A 17403-nucleotide genomic window follows, 5' to 3' on the forward strand; every position below is an offset into this window, starting at 1 on the left:
CTATACCTCTCCCAATAGGCCGATATAACGGTAGCGCAAAGTCGGAACGCGCTTGCGCCCGAGGCTGTGCGCCAGCAAGGTGCGCCAATGCCCCCGCGCCCTTTCGAGCGCGGCCAGGATATCGGCTTCCGTGGCGATGACGGGCTGGGTATGCCCCAGCGTGACGCAGAGTTGGCGGCCCGCATCCTCGACCTCGACGGCGACCACGCCCAGGCCACGCAACAAAGGATCGGCGGTTTCACCCGCCAGGATCAAGGACAATTCCCGGAAAGCTTCCTTGCCAAGCTGGCGGTCTTGGCGCTGGCGCGGTTTGGCTGTTTGCCGGGCACGCGCCAAAACCCGCGGATCGACGCCGTCTTCCGGGCCGGATTCCGCGCACAGGGTGGAGGTTGGCCTCCGCCCACGTAGGGATGATGGATTCATAAAAACTCCCAATCAACCGGAAGGCGCGGGCACGAACAGGCCACGGCGCGATCCCGGCGCTGAAAACACGGTGTTGGTTTTGTTTGGGAGTCCCGGCCCCGGCGGGCCGGAAGGGAAATTACCGGGCGCGGCGGGCGGCGGGACTCGGGCGGATTGCAATATCGTGGTGCATGGCGTACCTCCTGAGCCGGTTGGGGTGGATGATGGCGCGGAATAATAATGGGAAATCGGCGTCCGTCAAGTGGCGGTGTCCGTGTCGCATGATGGCTAAAACCGTAGGGCGATTAGCGGAGCGTCATCACACGGATTCCATGTCTCCGGTTACGCTGCGCCAATCGGAGCGGACGCAAGTTGGTTTGTAGTTTGTAGGGCGGAATAGCGGAGCGTATTCCGCCGGATGTTGACCCCATCCATCCATGCGGCGGAATACGCCGGGGTACCGGCTATTCCGCCCTACGCGGGCTGAGCGTCGTACTCCCACAATAAACCCCGCACAACAACACCAACCCGCACCCCGCCAAAGCCTCGTTCCCCGGCACCTTGCCGAACCACAAAGCCCCCAGCGCCAAGCTCAACACCGGCCCCACATAGCCCACCGCCCCGACCAAGGCGGCGGGAGCCAATTGATAGGCGCGGGTCATGAACCATTGCGCGGCGCTCCCGGCCAACCCCGCCAGCACCGCCCAACCCCAAGCCTGGAAACCACTGGGCAAGGCCACGCCCTCCACCGCGAACCACGCCAGATGGATCAGCGTCGCCACCAGGCAGAAATAGAACACCACGGTCCCCGGCGGATTGCTGCTCCCGGCCCGCGCCACCATCAGATAGGCCAGCGCCGCCAGGAAGCCCGAAGCCAACCCCAGCGCCCGGCCCTGCCAATCGCCCTGCCCCATCCCCGGCTGGAACAGCAGGAACAAGCCCAGCCACGCCCCCCAGATCGCCAGCCACACGCCCCAGGAATTGCGCTGACCCAGCACATAAGGCCCGAGCGCGGCCACGAACACCCCGCTGCTGGCCGACAGGAACGCGCTTTCCCCCGGCCCGATACGCTGGATGGCGGCGAACGACAGGATCAACGACACCCCGCCGAACATCCCCCGCCACCACAAGGAAGGCCGCAGATCGCCGAACAACCCGGCCACCCGGCGCATCAGCACAGCGGGAACCAGCAGGATCGACAGGTTCAAAGCCACCCGCACGAAGCTGACCATGGGCGCGGCCACCGGCGGTTCGGCCAGCGCGGCGGCATACACCGCCGCGCCCATGAACGCGAACAACAGCCCCGCGACCAGCATATAGGCCAGCCCACGGGCGGGACCGTCCCGGCGCGGGACGGCGGCGGGAGGAACCGGAGCGCGGCGGCGGCGGGACTTGCGTTTTTTGGGGCGGGACATGGAACGGCACGGGAAAAACAGTCGGACCCGACTGTACCCGAACCCGCCGACCCGCAAAACCCCGGCGCGGCGTTATTACCGCCGGGTTCAAATCGGCGGCGACTTGGCGGGCGGCTGCGCGTTCAGTGCCTTGAACTTCCGGTCCAGTTCGTCGAGTTCGCGCTGCAAGCGGGGCAGGACGTCCTTCTTCACCGATTCCTCGGTGGATTGCTGGGCCTGCTGCATTTCCTCCTTGAGCCGCGCCCATTCCTCCTGCAAATGGCGGGCTTCCGGCGAATCCGGCAAGCGTTGCATCTCGGAACGGAAGCGCTCCAACTGGCCGCGCAACTGGCCCAGGCCATCGGTGAAACCGCGCAGCAACTCGCCCAGGGGGAACCAAGACCCGGACTCGGCATCGCCCTTGACGATAGCGCCATCGACCAAGGGCGCGGCACCGGGCGGGCCGGGTTGGAATTCGATGCGGCGCAGGTCGGGCGCTTGGGGATCGCGCACCACGGCGAAACGGGAACCCTGGGTCGCCGAACCCCGGAATTCATCGGCGATGTCCAGGGTCGCGACATAGCCGCCCGCGCCGTCCGGGTTGATCGCGGTGACTTGGCCGACCTTGCGGTCGCCCAGGACGACGGGGGTTTGCGGACTGATACCGGCGGCGTTGTCGAGCAATAGGTTGAGATGCAGCCCGCCCGGCCCGCAGGCGGAGAGCGAGAGCGCGAAAAGGACGATCAGCCAGGAACGGATGGACATGGGATTCTCCTCATAAGATGAACCGGAACCGGGCGGACATGATAGGCGAAGCCGCCGCGCTCCGCGCCCAAGAACCCCGTGCCCGCCGCCGGGGTCCGATCCGGCAGACCCGCAACGCGATGGTAACCCGCCCGCGCTTGCTTTTGACCGCGGCAAATCGCACACTGCCCATGCGTTATCAACCACAATTTTCATGAGGGGATAAGCATGTCCGACGAGCAAGACCCAACCGGGGAAATCCCGGATTCCGCGCCGGTCGGCACCTGGGCGCTGTTGTGCCTGGTCGCCGCCGCCATGGTGGCTGCCTGGTTGTTCCTGTACTTCGGGGTGTTCCTGCCCCGCGGTCCCATCCATTAGGAGGGAACCATGGCCTTCCACATCCATCCACTCGAACGCAAATGGCTGTACGCCGCATCCGCCGCCATCGCCATTTTCATAGGTTCCATCCTGCTCACCGCCCTGTTCGGTGGCATCCATCCGCCCGGCCATATGGAAATCATCGATTCGGCCCGCCTGCACCTCGACGGCGAATTCATGGAGGACAAACTGGGCGTCAGGACCGAACCGGACGGCTCGGTACACGTCACCCTGGTCGCCGCCCGCTACGGCTTCTTCCCGCGCCAGATCGAACTGCCCGCCGGCACGCCGATCACCTTCCGCATCGCCAGCGCCGACGTGTTGCACGGGATGCACGCGCCCATGACCAACCTCAGCACCATGATCGTGCCCGGCTATGTGTCCACCGTGACCACGGCCTTCCCCAAGCCGGGCGAATATCCCATGCTCTGCAACGAGTTCTGCGGGATGGGCCACGACCATATGTGGAGCAAAATGACGGTGGTGTCGAAAGAAACCTGGACCGCCGCCCATCCACCCGCCGGGAGATAAATCCATGATCGACAAACCGACCAGACTCCTCGCCCTGTGCCATTTCTGGGTGGCGTTCGGGGCGTTCGCCCTGGCTTGCGTGCTGGGCCTTTACCAGGTTTTGGAACGCAGCGGCTTGGTGCCGGCCATGCAGTCGCCGGGCGTGTATTTCGCCTCGGTCAGTACCCATGGCGTGCTGATGGCCTTCGTGTTGACCACGTTTTTCATCATGGGCTTCGGCTATGTGGTGGCGGTATCCAGCCTGAAAACACCCTTATGGAATCCCAAGCTGGCCTGGGCCGGGTTCGGGATTTCCCTGCTCGGGGTGGTGCTGGCCGCCCTACCCTTGCTGACTGGCAACGCTTCGGTGTTGTACACCTTCTATCCGCCGTTGCAGGCCAGCGTGCTGTTCTATCTGGGCGCGACCTTGCTGGTGGTGGGTTCGTGGCTGTGGTGCGTGGTGATGATCGTCATGCACAGCCAATGGAAAGCCGCCCATCCCGGTGCCACCGTGCCCCTGCCCATGTTCGCCACCACGGGCAATGCCATCTTGTGGCTATGGACCAGCGCGGGCGTGGCGCTGGAAGTCTTGTTCCAGTTGATTCCCTGGGCTTTGGGCTGGACCGAGACCGTGGATGTGGGCTTGGCCCGCACCCTGTTTTCCTGGACCTTGCATCCCATCGTGTATTTCTGGCTGATTCCGGCCTATATCGCCCTCTATACCTTCGTGCCCAAGGCGGCGGGTGGCGTGTTGTTCAGCCATGATTTGAGCCGGGTGGCGTTCATCCTGCTGGTGGTGTTCGGGCTGCCCATCGGTTTCCACCATTTGTACATGGACCCGGAGCAAGGCTCGGGCTTCAAGCTCATGCACGGGGTCGGGACGTTCCTGGTGGCCCTGCCCACCTTGCTGACCGGCTTCACCGTCATCGCCTCGATGGAAATCGCCGGGCGCAGGCGCGGCGGGACCGGCTTGTTCGGCTGGATCGGAGCGCTGCCGTGGCGGGAACCCCTGGTGCTGGCGGCGATCCTGGCCTTTTTGATGTTGATCGCGGGCGGTTTCGGCGGCATCGTCAACGCCAGCTACGCCATGAACGCCATGGTGCATAACACCGCCTGGGTACCGGGGCATTTCCATCTGATCTTCGCCGGGACCACGGTCATCATGTATATGGCGGTGGGCTATTACCTCTGGCCACGGCTGACCGGGAAACCCTTGATTTCCGACAGCCTGCCGGTGATCCAGCTTTGGTCCTGGTTCCTGGGGATGGTGTTGATGACCACGCCTTGGCATATCCTGGGTTTGCTGGGCCAGCCGCGGCGGATTTCCAGCGTGGCCTATAACAGCCTGCTGACCCTGGCTTGGGACCCTTATGAACTGGCGATGATCGTGGGTGGCTTGGTGTTGACCGGCTCGGCCCTGTTGTTCGCCTACATCCTGTGGCAATCCCAGACCGGCCCGGCGGCGGAACAAGCCTTCGAGGTCGAATACACCGGCTACCAACCCGCCGATGGCCCGGTCCACCCTTTGCTGAACGGCTTCAAGGTGTGGAACGTGGCGATCCTGGGCTTGATGGTGCTGAACTTCGGCTACCCGATCCTGCAATTCTTCCTGGCCAAAACCTTCGGTTCGATTCCATGGGGGTACTGACGATGAAACCGCACCATCTCTTCGCCGCCTGCGCGGTTTTCAGCGGCCTCGCCTGGGCCGGACCCTCCTCCCAGGTCGCCTGGACCCTGGATACCCTGCGCCAGGTGGAACACGCCGACCCCAACAAGGGCAAGCAGCTCGCCGCCACCTGCGAAGGCTGCCACGCGCCCACGGCGGGCAACGCCGCCAACCCGTCCTTGCGGGGGCAACTCGCCACCTATCTCTACAAGCAAATCCGCGACTACCAGGACGGCAGCCGCCAAAACCCGATCATGGCGGGCATGGTGGCGGGATTGTCGGAGCAGGACGCGGCGGATATCGCGGCCTATTACAGCCACGAACCGGCCCCCGCATGGCGGAAGCCCATGTTGATCCCGGACAATATCGAGCAATTGGTCGGGCGCGGCGACGGCAAGCGCATCCTGCCACCGTGCCAAGCCTGCCACGAAGCGGACGGACGCGGCCAGAAGATCGATATTCCGGCCTTGGCGGCGCAGCGGGCGGCCTATCTGGAACAAACACTGCTCGCCTATAAGTCCGGCGAGCGCCATAACGACCTCTACAGCCGGATGCGCTCGCTCACCCAACAACTCAGCGACGAGGAAATCAAGCAACTGGCGCGTTATTACGCCGGTGCCAGCGAATAAAACCCACCGGCCAGGGAAGGCCGCACCCGCCCACCAACCCCCACCCACAACCATGCCGATCCGCCGCGCCACCCCGCTCCTCCTCCTGTTGCCCGCGCTGGTCCAGGCCGACGAAGAGCAAATCTTCGCCTGGACCCGGTCGCAAGGCGAATGCGACCAAGCCCTGGACCAAGCCCGCTACCCGGACGCGGAAGCGGCCTGCCGACAAGCGATGCGCCTGGGGGAACAGTTGGAACCGGGCTTGTTCTTCGACACCAGCCTGAACGGGCTGACCATGACCTATCTGAAGCAACAGCGCTACGCCGAGGCGGAAACCGCGATCAAGCGCCTGTTGGAAACCCGGACCGCCGCGTTTGGGGCGGAACATCCCTTGACCGCCAGCGCCATGAACCTGTTGGCGACGGTCTACCGCAAGACCGGGCGGGAAGCGGAGGCCAAACAAGTGGACGCGCAATTCCGCCGCGTCGAGGACGCTTGCGGCGGGGCGCTGGACGAAGCGGCGCGGGAACGGATCGCCCAGGGAGCCAGCCTCAACCCTTGCGACCCCTGGCCGGTGCCGGACTTCCTGCGCTAAGGCGGCTCAGTGCAGGGCGCGCGGCGGCTGCGGCGGCTTGTACACGCAGGAAAACCGCGCCATCACCACCCCCTGCGCGTCCTCGTGCAACAGGGACAGGATGCCCATATCGATATCCCGGAAATAGATGAGGTTGGCGGGCTTGCCATCGATCAGGCAAGCACCGTGCAGGAAATGGTACTCGGCGATTTCGGTCATGGTCAGCCGGACCTCGCTGGGCCGCCGCTTGAGCAGGGCGTTGCCGAGTTCCACCACGATGGGCCGCATGAATTCGCCATCGACCGGCTCGCCCATCCGCATGAACTCGGGCCGCTCGGCGAAATGGCCCAGGAAATAATCGCAAGGCTCCTTGAAGTCCTTGGACTTGATGAGCTTGTCCTTGAGGATCAAGAGTTTTTTCAGGTCTACCATGGCGCTCTCCCGCATGGATGCGCGGCGGTGGGCGGGGTTTCCCAGCCACGCAGTGGAAATAAGCCCCATTCTACGCACACCCTCCGCAAGACCAAACCGGACCCGATCCGCTACCATTCCCCCTTTTGCCGAGCCACCGCCATGAAAGCCCTCATCGTCCCCGTCACCGCGTTCCAACAAAACTGCACCCTGCTCTGGTGCGAGCGCACGCTGGAAGGCGTGGTGATCGATCCGGGCGGGGATTTGGACCTGATCCTCGAAGAAGCCCGGACGGCGGGCGTGAAGCTGGTGAAAATCCTGCTGACCCACGCCCATATCGACCACGCCGGCGGCACGGCGGAACTGGCCGAGCGCCTGGGCCTCCCGGTCGAAGGCCCGCAACGGCTGGACGATTTCTGGATCAAGCTGCTGCCCCAGCAAAGCCGGATGTTCGGTTTCCCGCCGGTGCCGATGTTCACGCCCGACCGCTGGCTGGACCAGGGCGACACGGTGGAATTCGGCGGAGAAACCCTGGAAGTGCTGCATTGTCCGGGGCACACGCCGGGGCATGTGGTGTTCTTCCACCGGGGCGAACGGCTGGCGGTGGTGGGGGATGTGCTATTCCAGGGTTCGATAGGCCGCACCGATTTCCCGCAGGGCGACCATGCCACCTTGTTGAAATCCATCCGCGAGCGGCTGTTCCCCTTGGGCGAGGACGTGGTGTTCATCCCCGGCCATGGCCCCGTGTCCAGCTTCGGCGAGGAGATGCGCCACAATCCCTATGTGGGCGTGGGCATGGAGTGACCGGGCACGGAATTACCGGAATTCGATGGTGAAACCGCCCACCTCCCGGCTGGGCTTGGCGAGGGTCAGGCGGATTTCGTAGGACTTGCCGACCGGCATCTCCGCGCCTTCCTGCCAGTCCGGGAGGTAGTCCATCGGCGCGAACACCCGCTCGGCCAGCGGATGCCCGTCCAGCGCGTTCAGCACCAGCCGCACATCGGGGAAATCCTGCGGCAGGGTCGCTTGGTTGGCGAACACCATGCGGAAATCGAGGATTTCCTTGCTGTCCCGGTTGGCGCTCAAAGCGCGGTCCAAGGTGGCGATATGGGCGGTGTCCTTGAACGGCGCGAGTTCGCAGCCGAAAGTCGCGCACAGGCTATCCAGCACGGGCCGGGCATAGCTGTTCTGGGCCAGGCGCTTGCCCTCGAAGCCGAACACCTGCACGCCCAGCAGCGCCAATAGGCCCAGGGCGGCGGCCCCCCAGCGCAGCGGTTCGGGCAGTTCGGGGAAGCCGGTGGATTGGGGGCGGGGCTTGCGCCCGATGCGGTCAGTGGTGGCGGGCATATCGATTCCCCAAGGCGCTTGGGCCTCGTCCAGTTCTTCCAAACGCCCGTGCCCGAAGCGGGGCGGCGGGGCGGGCGGATTGCGGTCCGGTCCTGCGAGCTGGCTCCGCGCCGCGCCACGGGGCCAAGCATTGAAGGCGGTATGGCAATGCTTGCAGAGGATTTCCCCTTGGCTGGCGCGTAATTCCTGGGTGCCGATGCGGTACTCGGTTTGGCAGGCCGGGCACCGGAACCGCTTCGTCATCACCCGGCCCGCTTGACGCCGGACAGCAAGGCCCAATCCTCCCGCACCAGCGTCGGCGCGAATTCGACCCGGTCGGCGTAGGCGGCGCGTACCGTGTCGGCCTGGGTGGCGAGGATGCCCGACAAGGCCAAGCCGCCGCCGGGCCGCAAAGGCGCCAGGATGGCGGCGGCCAATTCGACCAGGGGACCAGCCAGGATATTCGCCAGCACGATATCGGCTTCCAGCGCGGGCAGCGCCTTGGGCAGATAGAGTTTCAGCCCGGCTTCCACGCTATTTTTGCGGGCATTGTCGGCGCTGGCGGTGAGGGCTTGGGGATCGATATCGACGCCATGGGCCAGGACCGCGCCCAGTTTCAAGGCGGCGATGGCGAGTATCCCGGAGCCGCAACCGTAATCCAGCACGGTCTTGCCGGCCACCTCCTGGCCGTCCAGCCATTCCAGGCACAGCGCGGTGGTGGGATGGGTGCCGGTGCCGAAGGCAAGGCCGGGATCGAGCCAGACATTGACGGCGTCGGGTTCGGGCGGCTCGTAGCTAGTGGGGCAAATCCACAGCCGCTGGCCAAAGGACATGGGCTTGAAATGCTCCAGCCACGCCCGTTCCCACACTTGATCCTCCAGGACGGAGGCTCTCCAGTCGCGCAACCCGCCGCCGAAGCGGGCTTCCACGGCGGCGCGGACCGCCGCTTCGTCCGCGCCCTCCTCGAACAAGGCCACCACCTGGGTACGATTCCACAGCGGCGTCTCGCCCGGCTTCGGCTCGAACAAGGGCTGGTCGCCCGCGTCCTCGAAACCGACCGACACCGCCCCGAGGTCCATGAACAGGTCCGACAGCGGCTCGGCCCTGGATTCATCGACGACGACGGCGAATTGCTGCCACATCAGTGCTTCAGCCCCAGTTTTTGTTCCAGGTAATGGATGTTCTGCCCACCCGCCTCGAACGCCGCGTCGTTGATGATGTCCAGCAGCAAGGGGATATTGCAGCGGATGCCGCCGATGACCATCTCGGCCAGCGCGGTGCGCATCCTGGCGATGGCGCTGGCGCGGTCCTCGCCGTGGGCGATGAGCTTGCCGATCATCGAATCGTAATACGGCGGCACCTTGTAGCCATTGTAGATATGGGTCTCGACCCGGATGCCGGGGCCGCCGGGCATGTGGAATTGCTCGATCAAACCGGGGCTGGGCATGAAGTTCTTGGGGTCTTCGGCGTTGAGGCGGCATTCGATGGCATGGCCGCGCATCACCACATCCTCCTGCCGGATCGACAGGGTTTCGCCCGCCGCGATGCGCAATTGCTCCTTCACGATATCGAAGCCCGTGACCATCTCGGTGACGGGATGCTCGACCTGGACGCGGGTGTTCATCTCGATGAAATAGAATTCGCCGTCCTGGTAGAGGAACTCGAAGGTGCCCGCGCCGAGATAACCGATTTCCTGGCAGGCCTTGACGCAGCGCATCCCCATGGCTTGGCGCTTGGCCTCGTCGATGCCGGGCGCGGGAGCTTCCTCGATCACCTTTTGATGGCGGCGCTGGGTGGAGCAATCGCGCTCGCCCAGATGCACCACGTTGCCATGGCTGTCGGCGATCACCTGGAATTCGATATGGCGCGGATTTTCCAGGAATTTCTCCATGTAGACCATATCGTTGCCGAAGGCGGCGGCGGCTTCGCCGCGGGTCAGGTTGATGGCGCTATGCAGGTTGGCCTCGCTATGCACCACCCGCATCCCACGGCCACCGCCACCGCCCGCCGCCTTGATGATGACCGGGAAGCCGATGCGGCGGGCGATCTTGATATTGGTCTCGTGGTCTTCGCCCAGGGGGCCGTCGGAGCCGGGGATGCAGGGGATGCCGGCCTTCTTCATGGCGGCGATGGCGGCGACCTTGTCGCCCATCATGCGGATGGTGTCGGGCCGGGGGCCGATGAAGATGAAGCCGCTTTGAATCACCTTCTCGGCGAAATCGGCGTTTTCCGAGAGGAAGCCGTAGCCGGGATGGATGGCGACCGAATCCGTCACCTCGGCGGCGCTGATGATAGCGGGGACGTTGAGATAACTTTCTTTCGAGGCCGCGGGGCCGATGCACACCGATTCGTCGGCCAGGCGTACATGCTTGAGGTCGCGGTCGGCCTCGGAATGCACGGCCACGGCCTTGATGCCGAGTTCGCGGCAAGCCCTGAGGATGCGCAGGGCGATCTCGCCCCGGTTGGCGATGAGGATTTTACCGAGCATGGAGATAACCTAAAGGTGGGGGCCGCGTTATTCGATGATGAACAGCGGCTGGTTATATTCCACGGGCTGGGCGTTTTCCACCAACACCTTGGTGATCTTGCCGGATTTGTCGGCCTCGATCTGGTTGAGGATTTTCATCGCCTCGATGATGCACAGGGTTTCCCCGGTCTCCACTAATTGGCCCACTTCCACGAAGGACTTGGCCCCTGGGGTCGGCGAACGGTAGAAGGTACCGACCATCGGCGAACGGACGATATGGCCGGTGATGCGGTCGCCCTCGCCCGTCGCCGGGGCTTCCGGGGCCACAGCGGGTGCTGGCGGTGGCTGGTAGGCGATGGGCATCCCCGGTTGCATCATCGACACGAATTGTGGCGGGGCGGCCACTTGGGAGCCTTGCCGACTGATGCGGACGGATTCTTCTCCCTCGCGGATTTCGATTTCCGCGATATCGGACTCGCCGATCATCTCGATCAGCTTTTTTATTTTTCTAATATCCATGGTGTTATCGACCTTGCTCTAGGAATTGAAAGGCGGCCTCAAGGGCCAAGCCATAACCGGAAGCCCCCAGCCCGCAAATCACACCCTTGGCGATATCGGACAGGTAGGAATGATGGCGGAACGGCTCACGCGCATGGATGTTGGAGAGGTGGACCTCGATGAACGGGATGCGGGTGGCCTGGAAGGCATCGCGCAGGGCGATGCTGGTATGGGTGTAGGCGGCGGGATTGACGAGGATGAAATCCACCTGCTCATGGTAGGCGCGGTGGATGCGCTCGATCAATTCATGCTCGGCGTTGCTCTGGAAGGCTTCCAGGCGATGGCCGCGGGTTTCCGCACTCCGGGCGAGGCCCTCCACGATGTCCTGCAAGGTTTGCCGACCATAGACCTCGGGTTCGCGGACCCCCAGCATGTTCAGGTTCGGGCCGTTCAGGACCAAGATGCTCGCCACGGGAGAACCTCCGGTTAAGGGCGTTGTAAGGGAAACAAGCGCGGGTATTGTGCCGAAACCGGCAAATCTTGTCCATGAAGCTAGATTTTCCACGATGATCGCGGCAGTTGGTGCAAATACCCCAGGATTTCGCTACGGAACTCAAGGCCGGGTTTCCAGTAAAGGCCGGACGATATCGAGGACTTGCTGGCGCTCGAAGCCGCCGGTATGGGTGGCGACCGGCTGGCCCGTGCGGTCGAACACCACCGAGAACGGCAGCACCGACAGGTGGTTGCCGAGTTGGTCGGCCCAATGCGGCACGCGCTCGTCGCCGAGCAGGATGGGGTAGTTGATGGGATTGTCCTTGAGGAAGGTGCGGACCTCTTCCGGGTCGTCGATAGCAGCCCCGACGAACTGCAAGCCTTGCCCGCCGAGTTCCTGCTGCAAGCGCGAGAATTCCGGCATTTCCTCCCGGCACGGCGGGCACCAAGTGGCCCAGAAGTTGAGGACCACCACCTTGCCACGCCATTCGGCCAGGGAATGCGGCGTGCCCGCGAGGTCGTGCAGCGGCGGTTCGGGGACGGGTTCCGTGGGAGACGCCCACCAGTGCTGGGTGGCGATACCGGCCAGCAAGGCGGCGACCGCGACCAGTGGATACAACACTTTGCCGGTCATCAGCGCACCACCTTCCGCACATGTGCCACGAAGTTTTCGGCGTCCATATAGCCCACCACCCGGAACGCCTTGCGCTCCGCTTGGTCCGGCCCGAAGAACAAGGTGGCGGGCGGTCCCACCAGACTGAACCGCTTGAGCAGGGCCGCGTCGTCCTCGGTGTTGTCGGTGACATCGGCTTGCAACAGGACCACATCGGCCAGCGCGGTCCGCACCTTGGCATCGGTGAAGGTATAGCGCTCCATCTCTTTGCAGGACACGCACCAATCGGCGTAATAATCCAGCATCGTCCAGCGCCCGGCGGCCTGGGCCTTCTGGATTTCGCGGTCAAGTTCGGCCACCGATTTGACCCGCCGGAATTCCAGGGATTGCGGGGCCGCCGCCCCGGTACCGCCCGCCGCGACCGCCTGCAAGCCGCGCAAGGGTTGCAAGGGATCGCCCGTGTTGGCGGCCACGCCGATCAAAAGCAGGACGCCATAGGCCAGCATCACGATACCGACGCCCTTCCACAGCCTGCGCCAGCCCGAAGCGGGCTGCGGCAGCGTATCCAGCGCCCCGAGGTACATCGCCGGGATAATCAGCAGCAAAGCCCACAGGAACATCGAAGCCGCGGGCGGCAGGATACGTGCCAACAACCACACGGCGATGCCCAGCAAACCCACGCCGAACACGGCTTTCACCGAATTCATCCAGATACCGGCCTTGGGCAGCAATTTCCCGGCGGAAGCCCCGATGGCCAGTAGCGGCAGCCCCATCCCCAGTCCCAGCGCGAACAAGGCGCAAAAACCCAGCACCCAATCGCCGGACTGGCCGATATAGATCAAGGCACCGGCCAGCGGGGCCGCGACGCACGGCCCGACGATCAAGGCCGAGAGCGCCCCCATCACCGCCGCGCCCGCCAGCGTGCCGCCATGCTGGCGGTTGCTCCAACCGACCACACGGTCCTGGATGAAACCGGGCATTTGCAGGGTGAACAAGCCGAACATCGACAAGGCCAGCACCACGAACACCGCGCTGAAGGCGATGATGACCCTGGGCTCCTGGAACAAGGCTTGCAGATTGCCGCCGAACAGCCCCGCCAACACCCCGAACACCGCATAGGCCAAGGCCGAAGCCAGCACATAACTCAGCGACAGGAAGAAAGCGCGGCGGGTGGTCAGATGATGGCCGTGGCCGACCACGATGCCGGACAGGATGGGAATCATCGGGAACACGCACGGCGTGAACGCCAGCAGCAAGCCCATGCCCAGGAAGCTCGCCACCGTCAGCCACAGCGAATCGTTTTGCAACGAAGAGAAAATCTGGCATTGCTCAGATTGCGGCGCGTCCTCGACGAAGCCTGCGGCGGATTTCATCTCGCATTCGCCGGCGGGGGCGGCGGCGGGTGCGGGCGTGGTGTCCACACTGGCCTGGACCGTACCGGCGGCGGGCAATAGCAACTCGACCGTCTGGTTCATTGGTGGATAACATACGCCGCGGTCGGCACAGCCCTGGAACCCGGCCTTCAAGGCCAGTTTGAGCGGTTGGGCCGCATCGCGCACCAGCGGCAGCGCGAAAGCCACCGTTTCGTGGAACACCTCGACATCGCCGAATTCCTCGTCGTGCTTGGCTTCGCCATGGGGGATCGAGTAATCGCCCAACGCCACGCCCGGCGCCTCGGCCAGGGCGAGCTTGAATTTCTCGCGGTAGAGGTAATAGCCCTTGGCGATCTGCCAATGCAGCCACAGGGTATGATCGTCCTTCACCTCGGCGAAAAACCGGAACGCCTGCTCGGCGGGCAATAGTTCATCCTGGCCGGACCCCGTTTTCAGCCCCAAGGCATGGAGCGCCCCGCCCAGCATCGAATTCGACGCCGCCGCGACATTCAACGGTGGCGGCGCGGGCCAGTCCAGCCGCAGCGTCTGTTTGAGCGGCGGATAGCATACCCCGGCATCGGCGCAGCCCTGCACGCTCATCTCCAAAGCCAAGGTTTGCATCCCGCCGTCCTGGCGCGCCACCGGCAAGCGGATTTGGGCATGGTTCCGGTAGACCTCCATCTCGCCGAAAATCTCGTCGTGCTTCAGCTTGCCCTCGGGCAACACCGGCTCGCCCAATTGGACCCCTGGGGTTTGGGTGGCGAATTTGAATTTCTTGCGGTAGAGGTGATAACCCTCGGCAATATCCCAATCCAATACCACCGTGTCGCCCTCGATCCGGGCCGCGCTCCGAAACGCCTGTTCCGCCGGCAACAGGTCTTCGCCCTCCAGCGCCCAGGCCACGCCCGCGCACCACAGGCACAGCATAAAAAAGCCGCCCCAGGCTCCAAGGCGGCGGCTGAAAAACAGGACGGGAGTCAGGGTTGGGGATGTAGACATGCGCTGATCCAGTGCAGATAAGGGGCCGAACCGCGCGCCACGGGCAGGGCGACGATTTCGGGGACATCGTAGGGATGGCGGGATTGGATGAAAGTTTCCAAGGCCGGATAGAGAGCGGCTTCGGTCTTGATGAGCAACAGGTGTTCGGAAGCCCGCTCGGTCTTGCCCTCCCAGGTGTAGACCGAAACCAGGCCGGGCAGGAGATTGACACAGGCCGCGAGCCGCGCTTCGACCAAGGCTTCGGCCAGCGCCCCGGCGCTGTCGGCGTCGGGGCAGGTGCATAGAACTAGACAGTATTCGGTGGACATGGCAAAAAGCCCCTGGGTTTTCCCGAATTTTACCGTATGAGGATGGGATGGACATTAGACAATGGTTATTGGCCGCCGTGGTGGCCCTGCCGCTCCTGGAGCTTTACCTTCTAATCAAGCTGTTCGGGGCGCTGGGCTTCGTCACGACGGTGGCCTTGCTGCTGGGCGCGGCCAGCCTGGGGATGTCGCTATTGCGCTCGCAGGGCTTATCGACCTGGATGAACGTGCAACGCGCCCTGGCGCGGGGCGAAACCCCGGCCCTGGAAATGCTGGAAAGCGGATTGGTGGCCCTGGGCGGCTTGCTCTTGGTGATCCCGGGATTCCTCAGCGATATCCTGGGCTTGGCCTGTTTGATCCCGGCGAGCCGGAAAAAGTTGGCGGGCTATCTGCTGCAAAAATTCGTGGTGCTGCCGGATGGTGGGACGGAACCACCGCAAGGCCCGCGGGTCATTGAGGGGGAATTCAAGCGGGAGAAGGAATGACCGGCGCGGACCCACCTCCAAGGTTCCGCGACGCCACCGACAGAACACTAGCGCCCCACCAGACACCGCCATGCCCACCCAGCGTCTCACCATCGAAGGGATGCACTGTCCAGGCTGCGCCGACATCGTAGAGCAAGCGGCCCTGAAAGTCGTCGGCGTGTGGCTGGCCCAGGCCGACTACGACACGGGCACGCTCGAAGTCCTGTTCGACGCCGCCCGCACCAGCCCGGCCCTCATCGCCGCCGCCGTCGAACAAGCGGGCTACGGCTGTTCGCCGCGGCAGCGGTCGCGCCCGGTCTGGCGCAACCTGGGACGCCTCGCAAGCGTGGCGCTGGCCCTGGCCGGCATCGGCGGGCTGACGACCGTGGGGATCGACCTGGCCGACCGTTTCCGCCTGCCGCAATTCGAGCATGGCATGGGCTATGGCCTGTTGTTCCTGGTGGGCTTGTTCACCGGCTTCCATTGCGTCGGCATGTGCGGCGGCTTCGTGGTAGGCTATACCGCCCGCGCCGCGCAGCAACCCGGACGCGCCCGCTGGCTGGGACATGCCGCCTACGGCCTGGGCAAGACCCTATCCTATACCCTGATCGGCGGGCTGTTCGGGCTGTTGGGTTCGTTCATCGCCTTCACCCCCACGATCCGGGGCTATGCCGCCCTGACGGCCGGCCTGTTCCTGATCCTGTTCGGGATCAACATGCTGGATTGGTTCCCCAGCCTGCACCGGATCGGTCTCAGGATGCCCCGGTTCCTGGCCCGTTTCCTCAGCATCGAAAGCAAAAAACACCCCAGCCCCTTCGCCATCGGCCTGCTCAACGGCCTGATGATCGCCTGCGGCCCGCTGCAAGCCATGTACGTCATGGCCGCCGGGACCGGGGATTTCCTGGAAGGGGCCAAGCTGCTACTGGCCTTCGGGCTGGGCACGCTGCCGGTGATGCTGGGCTTCGGACTGCTGGCGGGGGTGGTGTCGGGGCGGGTCACGCAAGGCGTGTTGAAGGCGTCGGCCTTCCTGGTGGTGGCCCTGGGCGTGATGATGTTGAACCGGGGCTTGCTGATGACCGGCAGCGGCTACGATTTCCGCAGCCTCGCCCTCCGCGCCGAGCAACGGTTCGATGCCTTACCAGCCCCGGCGGCGGAAACCCACCCCGAAGGCTACCAAGCCATCCGCATGGAAGTGGACGCCCAGGGCTACCACCCCAACCGCTTCGTATTGAAACAAGGCGTCCCGGTGCGCTGGACCGTGGTCGGCCAGCACATCACCGAATGCAACCGCAGGATCATGGTGCCCGCACTGGGCTTGGAATTCGAGGTCCGGCCCGGCGACAATCTAATCGAATTCACGCCGGAGCGCAGCGGCGTCATCGCCTGGAGCTGCTGGATGGGCATGATCCACGGCTCTTTCGTGGTCATCCCGGCGGACGCCCCGGCTCCAACTTCCACCCCACCCCCCCCAGAAAATCCGTATGAACACGCCCGAAGCCTTCTTCGTCAACTCCTGGAACGTCTACAACAAGCTGGTCGCCCATAACTACATGTTCCACCGCGAAATCTACGCCGCCGTGGAACGCAGCCTGGGCGACGGCCCGGCCCGTCCGTTCGCGCTGCTGGACCTGGGTTGCGGCGATGCCTCCCGCCTCGCGCCGATCTTGAAGCGCCTGGATTTGGCCGCGTACCGGGGGGTCGATCTGGCGGGCCCGGCCCTGGCTTTGGCGGCGGAGAACCTGCGGGGATTGGCCTGTCCGGTCGATTTGCGCCAGGGCGATATGCTCGAATGGCTGGCGGACGACGGCGAACGCTACGACGCCGTGTTTTCCAGCTTCGCCCTGCACCATCTGACGGCGGCAAAGAAACAGGATTTCTTCCGGCGTTGCGCCGAGCGGCTACGGCCCGGCGGGCGTTTGCTGTTGATCGATGTGGCGCGGGACGAGGGCCAGGATTTGCCCGCGTATCTGGACGCCTATTGCGGGACCATGGCGCGGGATTGGACCGCGCTGGAGGCCGGGGAACTGGACTTCGCCATCGGCCATGTCAGGAGCTACGACCTGCCCGAGACGCTGGACGGCTTGCTGGGCATGGCGGAACAAGCGGGCTTTACGGAAGCGCGGCGCTTGGGGCAATACACTTGGCATCATGCGTTGAGTTTTGGGAAGCCGGCTTGATC

General features: G+C 64.4%; 22 protein-coding genes. 9 read left to right on the plus strand and 13 right to left on the minus strand.

Annotation, left to right across the window (positions count from 1 at the left end; genetic code table 11):
* The 4 genes from B9N93_RS17800 to B9N93_RS17810 all read right to left on the minus strand — a co-directional run bounded on the left by B9N93_RS17800 (nucleotide 1) and on the right by B9N93_RS17810 (nucleotide 2561).
* Nucleotides 1–423, minus strand: coding sequence for a ribosome-binding factor A (locus B9N93_RS17800; protein WP_085215580.1), 423 nt, complete (start codon nucleotides 421–423; stop codon nucleotides 1–3).
* Between the two features lie 118 nt (nucleotides 424–541).
* Complete coding sequence (locus tag B9N93_RS25625; RefSeq protein WP_176225313.1) at nucleotides 542–685, minus strand: hypothetical protein; 144 nt, start codon at nucleotides 683–685, stop codon at nucleotides 542–544.
* Nucleotides 686–866: 181 nt separating this feature from the next.
* Nucleotides 867–1817: a DMT family transporter gene (locus B9N93_RS17805; RefSeq protein ID WP_254899423.1), complete on the minus strand. Its 951-nt coding sequence runs from the start codon at nucleotides 1815–1817 to the stop codon at nucleotides 867–869.
* Nucleotides 1818–1904: 87 nt separating this feature from the next.
* On the minus strand, nucleotides 1905–2561 hold the full coding sequence (locus B9N93_RS17810; protein WP_085215581.1) for an MlaD family protein: 657 nt from the start codon (nucleotides 2559–2561) through the stop codon (nucleotides 1905–1907).
* Nucleotides 2562–2768: 207 nt separating this feature from the next.
* On the opposite strand from B9N93_RS17810, the gene B9N93_RS25630 reads away from it, so the two are divergent.
* From B9N93_RS25630 to B9N93_RS17830, 5 genes are read left to right on the plus strand one after another with little or no spacing between them, the layout of a single operon-like run.
* Nucleotides 2769–2918: a hypothetical protein gene (locus B9N93_RS25630; RefSeq protein ID WP_176225314.1), complete on the plus strand. Its 150-nt coding sequence runs from the start codon at nucleotides 2769–2771 to the stop codon at nucleotides 2916–2918.
* Between the two features lie 9 nt (nucleotides 2919–2927).
* Complete coding sequence (locus B9N93_RS17815) at nucleotides 2928–3449, plus strand: cupredoxin domain-containing protein (RefSeq protein WP_085215582.1); 522 nt, start codon at nucleotides 2928–2930, stop codon at nucleotides 3447–3449.
* Between the two features lie 4 nt (nucleotides 3450–3453).
* A complete protein-coding gene (locus tag B9N93_RS17820) occupies nucleotides 3454–5076 on the plus strand; it encodes a b(o/a)3-type cytochrome-c oxidase subunit 1 (protein ID WP_085215583.1) in 1623 nt (540 codons plus the stop codon).
* 2 nt (nucleotides 5077–5078) lie between these two features.
* Nucleotides 5079–5723 (plus strand): c-type cytochrome, encoded by a 645-nt coding sequence (locus B9N93_RS17825; protein WP_085215584.1) that lies wholly within the window; start codon nucleotides 5079–5081, stop codon nucleotides 5721–5723.
* Between the two features lie 52 nt (nucleotides 5724–5775).
* Entirely contained in the window at nucleotides 5776–6297 is a 522-nt protein-coding gene (locus B9N93_RS17830; RefSeq protein ID WP_085215585.1) for a tetratricopeptide repeat protein, read from the plus strand.
* Between the two features lie 6 nt (nucleotides 6298–6303).
* Here B9N93_RS17830 and B9N93_RS17835 read toward each other — a convergent pair whose 3' ends face one another.
* Entirely contained in the window at nucleotides 6304–6708 is a 405-nt protein-coding gene (locus B9N93_RS17835) for a hypothetical protein (RefSeq protein ID WP_125469050.1), read from the minus strand.
* 141 nt (nucleotides 6709–6849) lie between these two features.
* Here B9N93_RS17835 and B9N93_RS17840 point away from each other — a divergent pair, with 141 nt between their 5' ends.
* Nucleotides 6850–7491 carry an MBL fold metallo-hydrolase gene (locus B9N93_RS17840; protein WP_085215587.1) on the plus strand — a complete coding sequence of 214 codons (642 nt, stop codon included), beginning with the start codon at nucleotides 6850–6852 and terminating at the stop codon, nucleotides 7489–7491.
* Nucleotides 7492–7503: 12 nt separating this feature from the next.
* On the opposite strand, the gene B9N93_RS17845 is transcribed toward B9N93_RS17840, so the two are convergent.
* The 8 genes from B9N93_RS17845 to cutA all read right to left on the minus strand — a co-directional run bounded on the left by B9N93_RS17845 (nucleotide 7504) and on the right by cutA (nucleotide 14763).
* On the minus strand, nucleotides 7504–8277 hold the full coding sequence (locus B9N93_RS17845; RefSeq protein WP_085215588.1) for a zinc-ribbon and DUF3426 domain-containing protein: 774 nt from the start codon (nucleotides 8275–8277) through the stop codon (nucleotides 7504–7506).
* Nucleotides 8277–9155 (minus strand): 50S ribosomal protein L11 methyltransferase, encoded by an 879-nt coding sequence (gene prmA, locus B9N93_RS17850; protein ID WP_085215589.1) that lies wholly within the window; start codon nucleotides 9153–9155, stop codon nucleotides 8277–8279. The genes B9N93_RS17845 and prmA overlap by 1 nt, the downstream gene beginning before the upstream one ends.
* Nucleotides 9155–10501, minus strand: a complete 1347-nt coding sequence (gene accC, locus B9N93_RS17855) for an acetyl-CoA carboxylase biotin carboxylase subunit (protein ID WP_085215590.1) — start codon at nucleotides 10499–10501, stop codon at nucleotides 9155–9157. The genes prmA and accC overlap by 1 nt, the downstream gene beginning before the upstream one ends.
* Before the next feature lie 27 nt (nucleotides 10502–10528).
* Nucleotides 10529–10999, minus strand: coding sequence for an acetyl-CoA carboxylase biotin carboxyl carrier protein (gene accB / locus B9N93_RS17860; protein ID WP_085215591.1), 471 nt, complete (start codon nucleotides 10997–10999; stop codon nucleotides 10529–10531).
* A 4-nt stretch (nucleotides 11000–11003) separates the two neighbouring features.
* Nucleotides 11004–11450 (minus strand): type II 3-dehydroquinate dehydratase, encoded by a 447-nt coding sequence (gene aroQ / locus B9N93_RS17865; protein WP_085215592.1) that lies wholly within the window; start codon nucleotides 11448–11450, stop codon nucleotides 11004–11006.
* Between the two features lie 141 nt (nucleotides 11451–11591).
* Nucleotides 11592–12104, minus strand: coding sequence for a TlpA family protein disulfide reductase (locus tag B9N93_RS17870; protein ID WP_085215593.1), 513 nt, complete (start codon nucleotides 12102–12104; stop codon nucleotides 11592–11594).
* Complete coding sequence (dsbD, locus tag B9N93_RS17875) at nucleotides 12104–14455, minus strand: protein-disulfide reductase DsbD (protein ID WP_254899424.1); 2352 nt, start codon at nucleotides 14453–14455, stop codon at nucleotides 12104–12106. Before dsbD ends, B9N93_RS17870 begins: the two co-directional genes overlap by 1 nt.
* Nucleotides 14434–14763, minus strand: coding sequence for a divalent-cation tolerance protein CutA (gene cutA / locus B9N93_RS17880; RefSeq protein ID WP_085215595.1), 330 nt, complete (start codon nucleotides 14761–14763; stop codon nucleotides 14434–14436). The genes dsbD and cutA overlap by 22 nt, the downstream gene beginning before the upstream one ends.
* Before the next feature lie 47 nt (nucleotides 14764–14810).
* Here cutA and B9N93_RS17885 point away from each other — a divergent pair, with 47 nt between their 5' ends.
* The 3 genes from B9N93_RS17885 (at nucleotide 14811) to B9N93_RS17895 (ending at nucleotide 17401) form a co-directional block, all read left to right on the plus strand.
* The gene (locus tag B9N93_RS17885; protein WP_085216327.1) at nucleotides 14811–15245 is read left to right on the plus strand and encodes an FxsA family protein; all 435 of its coding nucleotides are present in this window, start codon (nucleotides 14811–14813) and stop codon (nucleotides 15243–15245) included.
* A gap of 70 nt (nucleotides 15246–15315) precedes the next feature.
* On the plus strand, nucleotides 15316–16770 hold the full coding sequence (locus tag B9N93_RS17890) for an urease accessory protein UreH domain-containing protein (RefSeq protein WP_176225315.1): 1455 nt from the start codon (nucleotides 15316–15318) through the stop codon (nucleotides 16768–16770).
* Nucleotides 16706–17401: a class I SAM-dependent methyltransferase gene (locus B9N93_RS17895; RefSeq protein WP_085215597.1), complete on the plus strand. Its 696-nt coding sequence runs from the start codon at nucleotides 16706–16708 to the stop codon at nucleotides 17399–17401. The genes B9N93_RS17890 and B9N93_RS17895 overlap by 65 nt, the downstream gene beginning before the upstream one ends.
* Nucleotides 17402–17403: the final 2 nt, after the last annotated feature.

This window comes from Methylomagnum ishizawai (assembly GCF_900155475.1).
GTDB lineage: Bacteria > Pseudomonadota > Gammaproteobacteria > Methylococcales > Methylococcaceae > Methylomagnum > Methylomagnum ishizawai_A.